The 16053-nt window shown below is 70.0% G+C and carries 10 protein-coding genes; 6 read left to right on the top strand and 4 right to left on the bottom strand.

Features of this window, described 5'->3' with window-relative positions; all coding sequences use genetic code 11:
- Positions 1-169 precede the first annotated feature (169 nt).
- Both EDD31_RS07400 and EDD31_RS07395 read left to right on the top strand, forming a co-directional pair.
- The gene (locus tag EDD31_RS07400; protein ID WP_170163234.1) at positions 170-1306 is read left to right on the top strand and encodes an ROK family transcriptional regulator; all 1137 of its coding nucleotides are present in this window, start codon (positions 170-172) and stop codon (positions 1304-1306) included.
- Positions 1299-2234 (top strand): N-acetylglucosamine kinase, encoded by a 936-nt coding sequence (locus tag EDD31_RS07395; RefSeq protein ID WP_170163233.1) that lies wholly within the window; start codon positions 1299-1301, stop codon positions 2232-2234. The genes EDD31_RS07400 and EDD31_RS07395 overlap by 8 nt, the downstream gene beginning before the upstream one ends.
- A 17-nt stretch (positions 2235-2251) precedes the next feature.
- Here EDD31_RS07395 and EDD31_RS07390 read toward each other — a convergent pair whose 3' ends face one another.
- The gene (locus EDD31_RS07390; protein WP_123303581.1) at positions 2252-4252 is read right to left on the bottom strand and encodes a DUF6807 family protein; all 2001 of its coding nucleotides are present in this window, start codon (positions 4250-4252) and stop codon (positions 2252-2254) included.
- A gap of 249 nt (positions 4253-4501) precedes the next feature.
- Here EDD31_RS07390 and EDD31_RS07385 point away from each other — a divergent pair, with 249 nt between their 5' ends.
- The 3 genes from EDD31_RS07385 to EDD31_RS07375 all read left to right on the top strand — a co-directional run bounded on the left by EDD31_RS07385 (position 4502) and on the right by EDD31_RS07375 (position 7616).
- Positions 4502-5659 carry a Gfo/Idh/MocA family protein gene (locus EDD31_RS07385; RefSeq protein WP_123303580.1) on the top strand — a complete coding sequence of 386 codons (1158 nt, stop codon included), beginning with the start codon at positions 4502-4504 and terminating at the stop codon, positions 5657-5659.
- A 7-nt stretch (positions 5660-5666) separates the two neighbouring features.
- Positions 5667-6563 (top strand): sugar phosphate isomerase/epimerase family protein, encoded by an 897-nt coding sequence (locus EDD31_RS07380; protein ID WP_245991025.1) that lies wholly within the window; start codon positions 5667-5669, stop codon positions 6561-6563.
- Between the two features lie 114 nt (positions 6564-6677).
- Complete coding sequence (locus EDD31_RS07375; protein WP_123303579.1) at positions 6678-7616, top strand: phosphoglycerate dehydrogenase; 939 nt, start codon at positions 6678-6680, stop codon at positions 7614-7616.
- A 102-nt stretch (positions 7617-7718) separates the two neighbouring features.
- Here the strand turns inward: EDD31_RS07375 and EDD31_RS07370 are convergent, their stop codons facing one another.
- Positions 7719-11813 (bottom strand): PQQ-dependent sugar dehydrogenase, encoded by a 4095-nt coding sequence (locus EDD31_RS07370; protein WP_245991023.1) that lies wholly within the window; start codon positions 11811-11813, stop codon positions 7719-7721.
- A gap of 101 nt (positions 11814-11914) precedes the next feature.
- Positions 11915-12895, bottom strand: coding sequence for a LacI family DNA-binding transcriptional regulator (locus tag EDD31_RS07365; RefSeq protein WP_123303578.1), 981 nt, complete (start codon positions 12893-12895; stop codon positions 11915-11917).
- A gap of 91 nt (positions 12896-12986) precedes the next feature.
- On the opposite strand from EDD31_RS07365, the gene EDD31_RS07360 reads away from it, so the two are divergent.
- Positions 12987-14519 carry a UxaA family hydrolase gene (locus EDD31_RS07360; RefSeq protein WP_123303577.1) on the top strand — a complete coding sequence of 511 codons (1533 nt, stop codon included), beginning with the start codon at positions 12987-12989 and terminating at the stop codon, positions 14517-14519.
- Positions 14520-14522: 3 nt separating this feature from the next.
- Here the strand turns inward: EDD31_RS07360 and EDD31_RS07355 are convergent, their stop codons facing one another.
- Positions 14523-16007 carry a mannitol dehydrogenase family protein gene (locus tag EDD31_RS07355; RefSeq protein ID WP_123303576.1) on the bottom strand — a complete coding sequence of 495 codons (1485 nt, stop codon included), beginning with the start codon at positions 16005-16007 and terminating at the stop codon, positions 14523-14525.
- Positions 16008-16053: the final 46 nt, after the last annotated feature.

Raw genomic sequence — 16053 nt, 5'->3', positions numbered from 1 at the left:
CCCTGTCTACCCCTTGAGTGGAGAGCGGCCACCATGATTACATACTGGCCTGATCAGAAAGTCTCGCGGTCATGGCAGAGTGGCGGCGAGCGGCGCCACCACAGGCGGTGCGCGACACCAGAGAGGGCCGAGGATGACCACAGCCAGCGCAGGCGATCGAGCCGGCGCGATGACGGCTACCACCCGCACGGTCACCCACATCAACCGGACCGCAATTCTCGACGCGCTCCAGGACCACGGGCCCCTCTCGCGCGCTCAGCTGCGCGAGATCACCGGTTTGGGATCGGCCACCGTCCAGCGGCTGTGCGCGGGCCTGCTCGAGGAGGGATTCATCGCCCAGGAAGGCGTGCAGAGCGCCTCGGTCGGGCGTCCCTCCCACCTGTTCCGGTACTCAGGCGAAGGCCGGATCATCGCCGCGCTCGACATCACCGACTCCGCGGTGCGGGCGGTCCTGGTCAATCTCGACGGCAAGACCGTGGAGGAGTTCTCGCAACAACTGGCCCGCGACGACGGCTCGATCGACGCCGATGCCCGGCTGGACGGCACCCTGTCCGCCATCGATGAGCTGATCGCCCGGGCCAAGCACCGCAAACAACCCTGCCTCGCGATCGGAATCAGCGCTCCGGGGCTGGTGAGCAGCGAGGGCGTGGTGAGCAACTCCGTGGAACTTGGCTGGCAGGCCCTCCCCCTGGGCTCGATCGTCCGATCCCGTTACGACATCCCGGTCCTCATCGAGAACGATGCCAACGCCGTGGCCTTCGCCGAATGGGCCCTGGGCAATGGCGGCGCAACCTCCAGCCTGGTCTCCTACGTCTTCGGCGTCGGTATCGGAGCCGGGCTGATCAGCGAGGGACGCTTGGTCCGCGGCCACCACGCTGCGGCCGGCGAGATCGGCTACCTCCTGCCCCACCGGGAGGCTCTCCAGCGCTTCTACCCCGATCAGGGCGCCTTCGAAGCCACCATCTTCGAGCTCGGGCGCTCCCACAGTTCCACCCGGCGCAGCACGATCGCGGAGCACATCGACGCCATGGCGGACGACCCCTCGCCCGAGGCCGAGGAACTCTATGACTACCTCGCCCTGTCGATCGCGGCGATCTCCACCGTGATCGCGCCGGACCGCCTCGTCTTCGCCGGGCACGTCCCCCAGCGGGCGGACCGGATGATCGAACGCATCGGGCAGCGCCTTCTGGGGCGCATCCCGCACCCCCCGGAGTTGTCCACCACCACCCTCGGGGAGAAGGCCGCCCTGGTGGGTGTGGCCGAGCTCGCCATGCGCAAGGCCAAGGGATCGGCCTACCTTGCCTGAGGCGATCCACCTGCCTGCCAGCCGCGACCAGGTTCGGCATGCCGGGATCGACGTGGGCGGGACCAAGACACATCTGGCGTGGAGCGGGCCGGGCCTGGGCGAACACGAGGTGATCGTGCCCACGCGCCAGTGGGCCCGCACGTCCGCCTTGCAGGATCCCGCCAATCTGGTGCATCTGGCAGCCCTGGTCCGCAACCTCGCCGGCGATCTCCGCGGGGCCAGCGTGGTGGTCGGGCTCCACGGCGGCGACACGGCCGAACAGCGCGAGGCCGCACGGCGCAGCCTGTCCGGACATCTCGCCGCCGAGGTCGACGTCGTCAATGACGCGCAGCTCCTCGGGCCGGCCGCCGGAGTTGGCCCCTGCATCAGCGTGATCGCGGGCACCGGCGCCATCGTGGTGGGGGTCGATTCCACCGGCGGGATCCTCACTGCCGATGGCTACGGCTGGCTGATCAGTGACCTGGGCAGCGCGCCCGCCATCGCGCGTGACGCCGTGATCCGGGTGCTTCGCCACGCCGATCGTCATCACCCCCAGGCCGCGCTGGCCGACCCCCTGGGCCGGGCACTGAGCGAGGCACTGGGGGCGGGCGACACCTTCGAGCTCGCGGCCAGCTTCTCCGAGCAGCCCAGTGCCGCCGAGTGGGGGGCACTCGCACCGGTGGTCTTCGATGCCGCCCTGGCGGGTTCCGTTCTCGCACACGAGGTGATCGACCGCTCCGGCCATGCCCTGGCCGACGGCGTGCACGCGGTCCTGCAGCGCGGCGCCGTGGCCACCTCGGTGGTGGCCGCCGGCGGCGTCATCACGAATCAACCGCTGCTCGAACAGAGCCTGCGCCGCGCCCTCGAGTCGAAGGAACCGCGCCTGCCGCTGCACGTCCTGCGCGAGCCCCCCGTCCGGGGCGCACTCGCCCTGGCCAAGCGCCTCTGACGCCTCAGCCAGGCACCTCAACCCGCCAGGCGCGCCCCAGCGGCGCGGAGCTGCTGTTCGTCCAGCCGGCCGTCGGCCACCAGAGAGCGATAGCTGCGGTGCACGCTGGCGCCCCCGGGCACCGTCACCGGCGTCTCCCAGGCGAGAGCGGCCCCCACGCCGGGGTAGTCGCTCACCCGCACGAACCAACGGTCCGCATCAGCGCCATCGCCGCCTGTGGGACGGGCCAGCACGAGGGTGAAGTCCGACTCGGCGCGTGCCGTCCACGCGATCCACGGATCGGCCGAACCGTGCGTCTGCGTCTCGCCCCGCGAGGTGGCGGTACGCACCTCGACGTCGGTGCAGGCCGGGAGCCGCCAGAAGAAGCCGCCGTAGCCGCCGCCCTCCCGGCCATTCGACCCCGGCGAACCCAGCGTCAGCGGCGCCTCACCGGCGGCCGTGATCTCGCTGTCGAACTCCAGCTCCCACCCTTCGGGTGCTGGCTGCCAGCGCAGGGCGCGACGTTCGGTGGCCAGCAGTTCGCCGTCGCCGCGGCGCCAGGCCAGGCGCTGGAGGGCGCTGCCACCCGCGGCGCTCTCATGCGGCTCCTCGAGCCAGCCCTCGTGGGTGATCCGGCCGTGGTCCTCCAGCCAGCGGTAGCCGCGGTCGCGGACGTAGGTGGCCCCGCCCCAGAGGTTCGCGCCGCAGACGTCCTGCACGGCCATGCTCACCCCCGCATGCCAGGTGTGATCCTCCGGCGCCACATCGGTGACCCCGGTGCCACCCAGGGTGCGCAACGGGTGCAGGTGCGGGCGGGGGCCGTCCAGCGCCGCGGTGCCCGCGCCGTCGACGTACGTGGCCACCGCCCGGCCGGCGATCTGGAGTTCGGCGAGCACGCCCTGCTCCGGTGCCCAGGGCGCGCCGAGCGCCGTGAAGGTCCGCAGTTCCCGGGCCACGCGTGCACACCACTGCTCCACATCGCGCACCTGCACGAAGACCTCACCCGGGGCCTGCAGCCGGCTGAGGTGCCGCGGCTCGATGGGCGCCGGATCCTCGGCCCGGCGCACCGCCTCGAGGACCCGCATGAAGGCGCCGGAGGCCTCTAGCGGGGACAATAACGCCGCTCCCTCGCGGACATGCGCCACGAGATTGCCCAGCAGGCTGGTCACCTCGGTGTTCCACGAGCGCGTCCCGGAGCGCCCCGCCACCTCAACCCGCCCGGCCGTGTACCAGTAGGTCACCGTGCCGGCGCTGCCGTGCACCACCACATAGGGTTCTGCGGTCTCGGTGGCACAAACGGTCAGGCCCGCGGCCACCGGCAGCCCTTTGGCGGTGAGGAGGCGAAGCGAGGAGGTGTCATCGGCCTCGATCTCGTGGGCGTGGAAGAGCTCCACCTCGATGGTGGCGACATCCTCGGCGCGGCGCGCCCCAGCCAGGCGCAGTGCGGCCTGGATGGCGTGCGCGAAAGGGTTGGTGACCGCACCGTCGACGATGTCCACCCCGTCCATGCGCCGGCGCCCGGCCCAGGCGGCGCGCTCGTAGTAGGCGGTCGATCGCACCCAGGTCCCGCAGGCACCGACGCCCCGGAGCTCGCCGATCTCCCCGTCCGAGATCAACTCCTCGATGTCGGCGTAGGCCGAGGAGCCCTCGTCCTGGAAGCCGATCTGCACCGAGCGGCCGGTCTCCTCGGCTACTGCGAGCAGACGCTCGAAGTCGGACTGCGAGGCGGCCACCGGCTTCTCCAGCAGCACATCGCACCCGGCGCGCAGGGCTTCCTCCGCGAGGGGACGGTGCGTGGGGATCGGCGTCGCGATGGTGACGATGTCCGGCCGCTGCGCGGCCAGCAGGTCGGCCAACGCGCGATAGTGCGGGACTCCGGCCGCCAGCTCTGCGGCGTCGCCGTCCAGGGGAGCCGGATCGGCGACCGCACTCAGCCGGGCGCCCGGGATCCGCGTGATGTCGGCCAGATGGCGGCGTCCGTAGCCTCGGGCTCCCACCACCGCGACGGTGACTTCCTGGTGTTCGGCATCCGCAGTCATGGCGGAAACGCTAGCTGAGCCGGGTCGCGATGCTGTGCGGCGTCCGGCTCCCGGGCCGCCCCGGCAACCCTGGGAATCGCCCGCTCGTCGGCGCGGTCCCCGTGCCGCTGGAGGCTGCGGCGCGGCCACCTGGCCGACCTCGCGCTGCGGGTGGCCACCACGCTCGTTGACACTGCCTCCGCACACTGGGTAACTTGGACAGAAAGCGCTTTCCGATTCGCACCCAGCCCCCGCCTCGAGGGAGAGACGATGTCCACCCGCACGCTCCGCATCGCCATGAACGGCGTCACCGGCCGCATGGGCTACCGCCAGCACCTGGTCCGTTCGCTCCTGCCCATCCGCGACGCCGGCGGCATCGAACTCGAGGACGGCTCCCGCCTCCAGGTCGAGCTGGTCCTGGTGGGCCGCCGCGAGGGCAAGCTCGCCGAGCTGGCCGCACTGCATGACATCGAGGAGTGGACCACCGACGTAGAGAAGGCCATCGCCGTGTGCGACGTCTACTTCGACGCCCAGGTCACCTCACGCCGCCCCGCCGCGCTGCGCGCCGCCATGGCAGCGGGCAAGCACATCTACACCGAGAAGCCCACCGCCGAGACGCTGGACGAGGCCATCGAGCTCGCACGCCTGGCGGAGAAGTCCGGGGTGACCGTCGGCGTGGTGCACGACAAGCTCTACCTCCCCGGCCTGGTCAAACTGCGCCGCCTAGTGGAGGAGGGCTTCTTCGGACGCATCCTCTCGCTGCGCGGGGAGTTCGGCTACTGGGTCCTCGAGGGCGATCACCAGCCGGCCCAGCGCCCCAGCTGGAACTACCGCAAGGAGGACGGCGGCGGCATCGCCGTGGACATGTTCTGCCACTGGAACTATGTCCTCGAAGGCATCCTCGGCCGGGTGGACACGGTCACCGCGAAGACCGTGACCCACATCCCCACGCGCTGGGACGAGGCCGGCAAGGAGTACACCGCCACCGCGGACGACGCCGCTTACGGCACCTTCGAGATCACCACCCCCGGCGGGGATCCGGTCATCGCGCAGATCAACTCCTCCTGGACGGTGCGCGTGCACCGCGACGAGCTGGTCGAGTTCCAGGTGGACGGCACCCACGGCTCGGCTGTGGCCGGCCTGCGCAACTGCGTGGCCCAGCAGCGCGCCCACACCCCGAAGCCGGTGTGGAATCCCGACTTGCCGGCCACCGAGCCCTTCCGCGAGCAGTGGATGGACGTGCCGGCGAACGGCGAGCTGGACAACGGATTCAAGGTGCAGTGGGAAGAGTTCCTGCGCGACGTCGCCGCAGGCCGCCAGCACCGCTTCGGTCTGCTCTCCGCCGCCCGCGGCGTCCAGCTCGCCGAGCTCGGGCTGGCCTCCTCCGAGCAGGGCCGCACGCTGCCCGTGCCCGAGATCTCCCTGTGAGCCGAGGGTGAGCACCGAACCCGGCGCAGCGGCACCTGATCTGTCCCGGCTCTCACTGAACACCGCGACCACCAAGGCCTGGACCCTGGAACAGGCCGTCGAGGGCGCAGTGGCGGCCGGGATCCCGGCCGTGGGGCTCTGGCGCGACAGCGTGGCGGAGGCCGGCCTGGAGCGGGCCGCGCAGTTGGTCAGCAGCGCCGGACTGCGCGTCTCCTCCCTGTGCCGCGGCGGGTTCCTCACCGCCGCCGACGACGCCGGCATCGCCGCCGCCCGGGAGGACAACAAGGCCGCCATCGTGGAGGCCGCCACCCTGGGCACGCGGGAACTGATCATGGTGGTCGGGGGCCTGCCGGCAGCCACCGGCCCGAACGCGCCGGCTGCGCCGGAGGGCGATCGCGACCTGGTCGCCGCACGCCAGCGGGTCTCGGAGCGGATCGCAGAGCTCGTGCCCTTCGCCGCCGAACACCATGTGCGGCTGGTGCTCGAGCCGTTGCACCCGATTTTCGCTGCCGACCGGGCGGTGCTCTCCACATTGGGCCAATGCCTCACCCTGGCCGAGCCCTTCCCGGCCGAGACCGTGGGCGTGGTGGTCGACACCTACCACGTGTGGTGGGACCCCGACCTGGAGGCACTCATCCACCATGCGGCGCGAACCGGGCGGCTCGCCTCGTATCAGGTGTGTGACTGGTCGCTGCCGATCCAGGCGAACCCCCTGCTCTCGCGTGGCTTCATGGGCGATGGCTTCGTGGACTTCTCTGCCATCACTTCCTGGGTGCGCGAGGCCGGCTACGCCGGTGACGTCGAGGTGGAGATCTTCAATCAGGAGATCTGGGACGCCCCGGGCGAGCAGACCCTGCAGACCATGATCGATCGCTACCGCCAGCTGGTGGCTCCGCACCTCTGACCACCTGGCCGAGCGCGCCACATACGCGCCGTCGCGCCACTTGTGGGGGCCTGTGAGTGGCGGGTTCCCGGGCGACTGGCGCGATCGGTGGGAGGGCGTGGCAGAGTCCATGACATGAAGCTGCTGCTGCCGACGAACATCCCGCTGGATCCCGAGCTGCCCGGTGGGGTCACCGCCGTTCCCTACGATCCGGCCAAGCCGGTTCCGCAGGAGCATCTCGACGCCGAAGCGCTGGTGGCCTGGGCCAACGACAAGAGCGCACTCGCCGAGTCGACGTCCCAGATGTCACGGCTGCGCTGGATCCAGGCCCTCTCGGCCGGAGTGGACCACACCCTGAACCCGGACATGCCGGACGGCGTGGTCATCACCTCCGGTGTAGGCCTACACGACACGACCGTGGCCGAGCACGCCCTCACTCTCACTCTCGCCCTCGTGCGCAGGCTACCGGCCTCGGCCCGGGCTCAGGCCGAGCGCCGATGGGACCGCGCCCTCGGCGGCGTGCAACCGCTGCACCCGCCCGGCCCCGTGACCACCCTGCTCGGAGCGCGCGTGCTCATCTGGGGTTTCGGCTCCATCGGCCAGACCCTGGCGCCGATGCTGGCGGGCTTGGGCGCCGAGGTCACCGGAGTGGCCCGGTCCGCCGGAGAACGTTCCGGCTTCCGGGTCATCGCCGACACCGAGCTCGACCAGGCGCTGTCCGAGGCCGACGTCCTGGTGATGATCCTGCCCAGCACGCCCCAGACCGAGAAGGCCCTCGACGCGCGCCGCCTGGCGCTGCTGCAAGATGCCTACGTGGTCAATGTGGGGCGGGGAAGCACGGCCGACGAGGGCGCCATCGCCACCGCTCTGCAGGACGGTTCGCTGCCCGGCATGGCCACCGACGTCACCGAGACGGAACCACTGCCGGCGGAGTCTTCGCTGTGGGAGGCACCGAACCTGATCCTCACCCCGCATGCCGCCGGGGGCCGGCCCGTGGGCGCCGACGCGCTGATCGCATCCAACGTGCGTGCCCTGCTCGCCGGGAAGGAGATGCGCAACGTCGTCGCCGGCTGAGCAGCCAGAGGAGGCCGCGCAGAACCATCGGGCCCTGCACGGCCGCCCCAGCGTCGCCCCTATGGAGCCGGCCAAGTCGCCGGCCCCAGCAGCAGGCCGTGATCAGTTCGAGTTCTGGCGGCGCCTCCAGACGATGACGCCAAGACCAGCAGCCACGAGCAGCACAGCTGCGGCGATCAGCCACGCGACCTCGGATCCGGTCGCAGGCATCCGGCCGTCGCCGCCCGCCGCGCCGTCGTCGCCAGGGCCGTCGCCGCCCGCCGCGCCGTCGTCGCCAGGGCCGTCGTCACCCGAGCTGTCATCGCCGGGGCCGTCGTCACCCACGTCGGTCTGCGCGATCACCTCGAAGGTCACGCTCTGGTCCACGTAGCCGTCCGCGGACAAGGTGAAGGCATGCGAGCCCAACTCGGCGTCGGCCGGGATCTGCCAGGTGAAGGCGACGTTGCCGTCGGCGTCGGCCACCTCCGTTCCCAGATCGATCTGTGGCGACGAGTTCATAGAGCCCTGAACCTCGGTACCGGGCTCCAAGCCTGACCCCGAGCCGGTCTGGATTTCCAGGCGCTCGATGACCTCATGCCCCACCTCGATTCCGAACTCCTCCTCGGGTTGCTCGCCGTCATCCTCGGCGTCGGCAATCCAGACGGTGAGGTCACGCATGCGGCCGGTGTTGTCGAAGGAGCCGAATCCGATCCGGCCCGAGTCGAAGGTGGTGTCGGTCGCGGTCATCAGCGGCCGATCCAGCCCGTCGACCCACACCGCGATCTCGCCGGTGCCGGCGCAGTGCACCAGCCGGACATGGTGGTACTCCTCGTCCGTGACGGCCGGCGGGGCACCGAACTCACCGTTCCACTGGTCGTCGATCCGTTCCCGGTCGGCATTGTTCACGCGATAGATGCCGTTGTGCGGGTAGATCGTGTTGTCCTGGGACAGGTGCGCGTAGTAGTACTCCGTGTCCGACTGGTGCCCGAAGACCAGGATGACATCCCGGTTGTTCACCGAGGCCGGCGTATCGAGGCGCACTTCGGCCTCGAACTGCACCGAGCCCGGGACGTCCCGCTCGAGCAGGGCGTACTCGAAGGGGCGCCGGATGCCATCGCCCGGGTTGTCCCCGTCCTCAGCGAGGATGATCTCCTCACCGGGGAACTCCCACTTCTCCGGGGTGCGCGGCAGCCAGTTCTCGCCGTCCATCAGGTCGGTCACCGGCTCACCGAGCGAACACTGCGGAATCTGCGGCTCTGCCGGCTCCTCCGCACCGAAGATGGCGAACTGCTCGGCCATCTGCTCCGGCGTCACCGCGACGTCCAGGAACATCAGGTCATCCATCCGGCCGTGGAAGGGGTTCGATTCCGAGGTGTTCTGCGGATAGCTCCCCCCGATCTTGATCCCGGCCGGATCCGTCGGTGACGTCGGCCCAGCACCCCAGGGGTTGGACGCCGTGTAGCTGCCCTCGAGCGGCTCACCGTTCATGAACAGCTGCATCTCACCTTGGGCGAAGTCGAAGGTCGCCGCCAGGTGGACCCACTCGCCCTGCTCCAGGATCTCCTCCCAGGGCATGTCAGCCGCGTAGGTCCACGAGCCGGCACCGTCGATCCGGCGCCCGAGTGCGACGAGCTTGAGCTCGCCGTCCACCTGGATCACCTCGAGCAGCGCGCGCACCCCGTGACCGTTGGAGTCACCGCTGAGCACGCCGGCGAGCCCGACTGCGTTGTACGGATTGCCGGAGTTGTTCTGGCCTGGGTTCGGGCCGGTGGGCTTGAACCAGCCCATGACCGTGGTCGCGTCGACGCCGGCGAGCGCACTCAGCGAGTCCACGCCGTCGGGGTCGTAGATCCCGGCCTTCCAGTCATCGTTCGACGCCTGCCCCGGGCTCATCTGCTGGGTTTGCAGGGCTCGACCGGCGCCCGGATAGGCGGGATCGGCCACGCGCATCTCCACGCCGCCGTTGATCAGTTCGATCTCGGTGCCGGAGATGCCCCGGTCGGCCTCGAAGGTGGCGGCGCCGTCGACCGGGTGGTCGAAGTCGTAGTGCGCCACCACATGACCCGCAAGTTCCGGATGCACGATCGGGGACTCAGCACCCACATGGCGCGCCCCGGTCACGGTCCAGATCTTCCCGTTCGCCTTGGAGACCAGGTAGAGCTCGCCGTCGGCGTCGGAGCCGAAACGCAGGTCCACGCGGGTGTCTCCGACGAGCTCGGCGAAGCTGGTCTCGACCCCCTCGTGGAAGACCCGGAGGTGCTCGATGGTCGCCAGATCCTCGATATCGCCGTCGTTGCGGACCATCTCGTCCACGTTGGTGGCGTAGACCCAGCCGCGGACCAGGTCGGAGAAGATGTACTTGCCGCGCAGTTCCTCGATCTCGCCGCGGTAGACGAAGCCGCCGTTGACGGCCACGCCGGCGTCACCGGTCTGTCCCGGGTCACGGGTGTGGTCGTAGGCCGCCACCGGGTACGTGAAGCCGAACTCTGAGTCGTTCTCCGGCAAGGGGTAGATCTGCCGGCCCTCGGCGACGAAGGGGCCCTCACGAACGGACCAACCGAAGTCGTCACCAGGCTGCACCTCGTAGATGGACTCGACCTGCCACTCGCCGATGTTCGCCAGATACATGGCGTTCTCACCCTCGGGGTCCCAGCTGATCCGATGCGGGTCACGAGCGCCCACTGCGTAGGTCTCCGGCAACGCGCCCTCGACGTCGAGGAAGGGATTGTCCTGGGGGATGCCGTACTGGCCGTTGGCGCTGTCGTCACCGAGCGGATCGACGCGGAAGATCGATCCTTGCGGCGTGGCCGGGTTCCGCGGATTGTCGTTGTCGACGCCGTTACCGCCGTCGCCGACGAGGATGTAGAGCATGCCGTAGTCCGGATCGCCAGGCCCGGCCGTGCGGTTGAAGTCCATCTGCTGCACGGTGTGCACGCGCCCGGCGAAGGGAACCCGCATGAGCTCGCGCCGGGTGCCCTCGAAGGCATTCGCCGCGGGGTCCGCCGCCGTCCACTCGGTGACCACGCTGTGGAAGGCCGTGGTGCCGAAGGCCGGGAAGTCCGGTTCGTACTCCTGGAGCGCGCCACCGGCTTCGGTGTGCACGGTGTAGAACAGGCCGTTCTCGGCGAACTCGGGATGGAAGGTGGCCGATCCGAGGCCGGTGCCCAGGCCGGCGTGATTGTGATAGTGCTCGATGAACTCGTCGCGCACGTTCACGTACGGGAAGTACTCCCCGGTGTCCTTGTCGACCAGATACAGGATCTCGTTGTTGTCCGGCACCATCAGGCGACCCGATCCGTCCGGGACCTCGTCCAGGTGGGTGATGCGGTTGTGGCGCACCAGTCTCTGGTCCTGAGTGGCCGGGGTGGTCTGGGACTCCGGGAGCTGGGCGAGTTCGGTGACCTCGATGCCCAGGGTGGACAGCTGCGGATCGGGCAGCGGGTTGAGCAGCGGTTGGTTCTCGTTGCCCGCGTAGGAGCAATCGGCCGGATTACCGGTCGGGATGCTCAGGTTCTCGCCGGTGGTGTCCACGGCGACGTCGTCGAGCAGGAGCCGGCCTTGGCTGTTCGCGCCGTTGATCCAGAAGAAGCGGTCCAGTGCGCCGCTGACGCTCTGGCGGAAACCGAAGTCTGCGACGGTGTCCTCGGGCAGGCGGGTGAGTTCCTCGTAGGGGCCGCCCTGGCTGTAGACGCTCACCCGGTCGTTGTCGTTGTCGGCCACGAGCCAGACGCACTGCCAGGCGTCCCGGCCCCACATACCCACCGGGCGGAACTGGCCGCCGTCGCGGACGAGCATGACGTCATTGTTCTGGTTGTTCACATAGGCCCGGCTATGCGCGTAGTCGCTGGGCTCGGCGACATTGGTGACGCCGAAGGAGGTGTCCACCGAGCCGATGCGCATGAACCGGAAAAACACGGTCCCGATCTCGCCGGCTTCGATCGCGGGGATCTCCCGCCGAATGTACTGGGCGCCGCCGACCATCTCGGCGACCTGGTTGTTGGCGTTGAGCGGATCGGCGATCACGGTGGCGGCGGAGGTCCCGCTCCAGCCGTCCTGACCGTGCAGGCCGGAGCGTTCGTAGGTTTCGAAGGTCAGGAGTTCGGTGAACTCGTCCCCGTCGGCGCGTGCCGGGCCGGCGAGGAGGGCCGCGCTCACAGCGATGGCCGAAGCGGCCAGCATGGCGATGAGCGTTCGACCCGATGTGCGAATTGTCGTCATTGTCAATCCCATCGGTAAGCGCTTTCTGATGCGCTCTTCGACCATATGGGCGTGACGCCGGGCATACAACCCTACGAAGGTGCTGGAATAGTCCGTCCGAATTACTGCGCCGCAGCCGCTGTCGACTCCCGGAGAAGGACCGGACAGGGCAGCACCTCAGTGGCCACCGGCGCCTCCGGGTCAGCCAGGCGCCGGGTGAGCAGGTCCGCCGCGAGCACTCCAAGGTCGTCACCATGGGCGGAGACGGTACTGAGCGCCGGCGAGACCATCCCCTCCTCCAGGGCGTCGTCGAAGCCGGCGACGCTCAGGTCTGCCGGGACCCCGACCCCGAGTTCGCTGGCCTTGGTGAGCAGACCCCAGGCCAGGAGGTCGTTGAAGGCCAGCGCCGCGGTGACGCCACTGGCCAGCACCATCTCCGCGGCAGCCCGCCCTGCCGCGAAGGTCGGCGCCTCTGTGCTCCACGTGACGAGATCGAGGCCGTGCGCTGCTGCCGCAGAGTCCAGCCCGGCTCGCTTGACCTCCCCGGATCGCGACGCACTCGGGCCGTCGAGATAACCCACGCGCTGGTGACCGAGTCCGGCGATGGCGGTGAGCAGTTCCGCCATCCCGTGCGCCGCGTCGATGCTGACCGAGTCCACGCCGTCCGCCTGCCGGTTCGTGACCACCACCGGCAGCTTGCCGGCGAGTTCCTTGACGTCAGACTCGGACATCCGCGACGAGACGAGGATGAGACCGTCGACCTGCTGGGAGAGCCGCCGGGCAAGCTCCTTCTCCCGGCCCGGCATCTCCTGGGAGTCAGCCAGCACGATGCCAAAGTCTCGCTGCTGCACGCTTCGCGTGATTCCGGCGAGCACCCGGGAGAAGAGGGGGTTGGCCACGTCCGGGACAAGCACACCCAGGGTGCCGTGCCGGCCGGTGGCCAGGCCGCGGGCGGCATGACTGGGATGGAAGTCCAGGTCGGCAGCGGCCTGGAGCACCCGCTCTCGCGTGCGGTCGTGCACGCGCGGGCCGCCGTTCAACGCGCGCGAGACCGTCGCGATGGAGACGCCGGCGACTTGTGCGACGTCGTGAATCGTGGCCATGGGGTGCCCTCTCGATGGGGATACCGGAGCATTATGCTAGTGGAAGCGTTTCCGCGGTGCGTTGGTGCCGCGAGCCAACCGAGGAGAGCGCATGCCCACCGCCAGCCCACTGTTGCGCCTACGGCCCGACGACGACGTCGCGATCGCCACGCGAGATCTGCACCGAGGCGAGGAGTTCGCCCTCAGCGACAGCAGCACACTCGTCGTCGCCAGCACGGTGCCACGAGCACACAAGATCGCCCTCCGGGCGCTCGGCCGGGGATCGGCGGTGCGCAAGTACGGCCAGGTCATCGGCGTCACCACCCGCGACATCGCCGTCGGCCAGCCGGTGCACAGTCACAACCTGGCCTTCGAGCCCGGGTCCCGCGACTACGAGTTCGGGGTCGACCGGCCGGCGATCCCCACCACCATGACCGGGCGCACCTTCGACGGCTACGTGCGCGGGGATGGGCGCGTGGGCACACGCAATGCCATCGGCGTGATCACCTCGGTGAACTGCTCGGCCTCCTCGGCCCGGCTCATTGCTGGCCAGTTCCGCGGACTCGGCTCCGCAGACACCGAGCACGTCGACGGCGTGATGGCGCTGACCCACGGCTCCGGTTGTGGGCTCGTGCCCGGCTCGGAGGGTGGCGACACCCTGCTGCGCACCCTGCGCGGCTACGCCCGCCACCCGAACTTCGGCGGGCTGCTGGTTCTCGGCCTGGGATGCGAGATGGTTCCCGTCGCCGCGCTGGTCGAAGATCTGAACCTGCCGCCGGACACCGTGGTGGAGACCCTCAATGTGCAGGACCTCGGCGGGATCCGCGCGACGGTGCGGGTCGGCAGCGAGCGCATTCGCGCGATGATGCCCCGGGTGGCACGTGCCCGGCGCGAACCGGTTGACATCTCCCATCTTGTTCTGGGGCTCAACTGCGGCGGCTCGGACGGCTACTCCGGAATCAGCGCGAACCCCGCACTGGGCTACGCCTCGGACCTCCTCGTGGGCGCAGGCGGCACCTCGGTGCTGGCCGAGACCCCGGAGATCTTCGGCGCGGAGCACCTGCTCACCCGGCGGGCCGCCACCCCAGAGGTAGGTCAGGCGCTGCTGGAGCGGCTGGCGTGGTGGCAGGACTACGCCACCGCCGGTGGCGGCACCCTGGACAACAACCCCTCCCCCGGGAACAAGGCCGGCGGCCTGACCACCATCCTGGAGAAGTCACTCGGCGCCGTCGCCAAGGCCGGATCGGCCGAGCTGCGAGCGGTCTACCGGTATGCCGAGCAGATCACCCAGCGGGGCCTGGGCTTCATGGACACCCCGGGCTACGATCCGGTCTCGGTCACCGGGCTGGTGGCGGGCGGGGCGAACCTCATCTGCTTCACCACCGGCCGCGGCTCCGTGCTGGGTTCCAAGCCGGCCCCCACCGTGAAGGTCGCCACGAACACTCCGATGTATGAGCGCATGCACGAGGACATGGATCTCGATGCCGGCCGGATCGTGGATGGCGGGGCCACCGTGGAGGAGGTCGGCGAGGAGCTCTTCGAGCTACTCGTCGACGTCGCCTCCGGCCGGCGCCGCAGCGTGAGCGAGGAACTGGACCTGGGGCAGGACGAGTTCCAGCCTTGGCAGCTGGGCGCCGTCACCTAGGACTCACGCCAGGTCAGTGACCTGCTCACGCACGGCCGAGCGGAAGCGCTCGTCGCCGGCGAGCGCCGGGGGGAAGATCTGTTCCAGGTCGAGCAGGCGGTCGGCGAGCGCCGCGCCGCTTGCCGCGCCTGCGACGGCGGCGCCGAGCACCTCGGCCTGTGGGTCATCGAGAACCAGGGGTGAGGAGCCATCGGCGGCTCGGGCCACGAACACCATCCAGGCCGCCACTGCGCGTGCTGTCCGCTCGGGAATCGCCCCTGCGGTGAGCCGGTCGGCGGCGGTGCCGAGCAGACGCACGGGCAGTTTCTGGGAGCCGTCCATGGCCACTTGCTGCGTCGTGTGACCCAGTGCCGGGTTGGCGAAGCGTTCCAGCACGGAGTCGCGATACTGCCCGAGGTCGACGCCCGGAGGCGGCGTGAGGGTGGGGATGACATCGTGATCGATGAAGGCACTCACCTCAGCACCCAGTCCCGCATCGGTCACGGCCTCGGCGATTGTGGCGTGGCCGAGCAAAGCGCCGCGATAAGCCAGGTAGGAGTGGGTACCGTTGAGAATGCGGAGCTTGGCTTCCTCGAAGGGGGCAACATCGCTCGTGAGCGTGGCGCCCGCCCGTTCCCATGCTGGCCGAGGGCCGGCGAAGGAGTCCTCGATCACCCATTGCCGGTAGGGCTCCGCGACAACCAGGCCTTCGTCCTGCAGTCCACTGATCGCTTCGGCGGCCGCACGCTCGGCGGCGGTGGTCGCCGGCACGATGCGGTCGACCATGGTGGCCGGGAAGGTCACGTGGTCGGCGACCCAGGCCGCCGCGCCGTCGGCGCCCGCCGCCAGGAGGAACTCGGAGACCAGACGGCCCACCATCGGGCCGTTGTGCACGATGTTGTCGCAGCAGACCACGCTCATCGGCGTCGCCGCGCCGTGAGCGCGCCGGGCCAGGCCGCGGGCCAGCATGCCGATCGGGCTTCCTGCTGCGGTCTCCACTGCCGTGCCGGTGCGCCGTTCCTCGCGCAGTGCAGCGAGATCAGCCTGCACGCCCTCGTCGCGGAGGTCGAGGCGATCACCGCTGCGGCGGTACCCCTTCTCGGTCACGGTGAGCGTCACCAGGTGGGTGGTGGGAGCCGCGAGGCGGGCCAGGACCTCACCTGTCTGCTCACCGGGGAAGGAGACCGCCCGCACGGCGCCCACGATCCGCAGGCTCCGCTCGGGCTCTCCGGCACCATCCAGACCACAGGTCAGGACTCCGTAGAGGCCGTCCTGCGGATCGAGCTGCTCGGCAACGCGGGCCGAGCGCTGGGTGACGGCATGGATGCCCCAGCCGCTCTCACCTGCTGCGGCCATGGCGTCCTCGGTGAACACCGCCTGATGGGCTCGGTGGAAGGCCCCGACACCCAGGTGCACCGAGCCGGTGCTCATGGCGCGGGGGTCGAGCGCGGGACGACGCGCGGCCGGACGGGCTTGGTCCAGCGTGGCGAACGAGAGACGGGACGTCATGACACACCCTTCGGGGTCGGACGGGACCGGACCGCGGCCCGGAATG

The organism is Bogoriella caseilytica (assembly GCF_003752405.1).
Taxonomy (GTDB): Bacteria; Actinomycetota; Actinomycetes; order Actinomycetales; family Actinomycetaceae; genus Allobogoriella; species Allobogoriella caseilytica.
Note: the sequence above shows the minus strand (reverse complement) of the source record. Positions and strands in the feature narration are given on the sequence as shown.

Bases quoted from the DNA above. Each gene is read 5' to 3' on its own strand.
- EDD31_RS07400 (WP_170163234.1), top strand. From the start codon at position 170: ATGACGGCTACCACCCGCACGGTCACCCACATCAACCGGACCGCAATT.
- EDD31_RS07390 (WP_123303581.1), bottom strand. From the start codon at position 4,252: ATGACTGCGGATGCCGAACACCAGGAAGTCACCGTCGCGGTGGTGGGA.
- EDD31_RS07385 (WP_123303580.1), top strand. From the start codon at position 4,502: ATGTCCACCCGCACGCTCCGCATCGCCATGAACGGCGTCACCGGCCGC.
- EDD31_RS07375 (WP_123303579.1), top strand. From the start codon at position 6,678: ATGAAGCTGCTGCTGCCGACGAACATCCCGCTGGATCCCGAGCTGCCC.
- EDD31_RS07370 (WP_245991023.1), bottom strand. From the start codon at position 11,813: ATGACGACAATTCGCACATCGGGTCGAACGCTCATCGCCATGCTGGCC.
- EDD31_RS07365 (WP_123303578.1), bottom strand. From the start codon at position 12,895: ATGGCCACGATTCACGACGTCGCACAAGTCGCCGGCGTCTCCATCGCG.
- EDD31_RS07360 (WP_123303577.1), top strand. From the start codon at position 12,987: ATGCCCACCGCCAGCCCACTGTTGCGCCTACGGCCCGACGACGACGTC.
- EDD31_RS07355 (WP_123303576.1), bottom strand. From the start codon at position 16,007: ATGACGTCCCGTCTCTCGTTCGCCACGCTGGACCAAGCCCGTCCGGCC.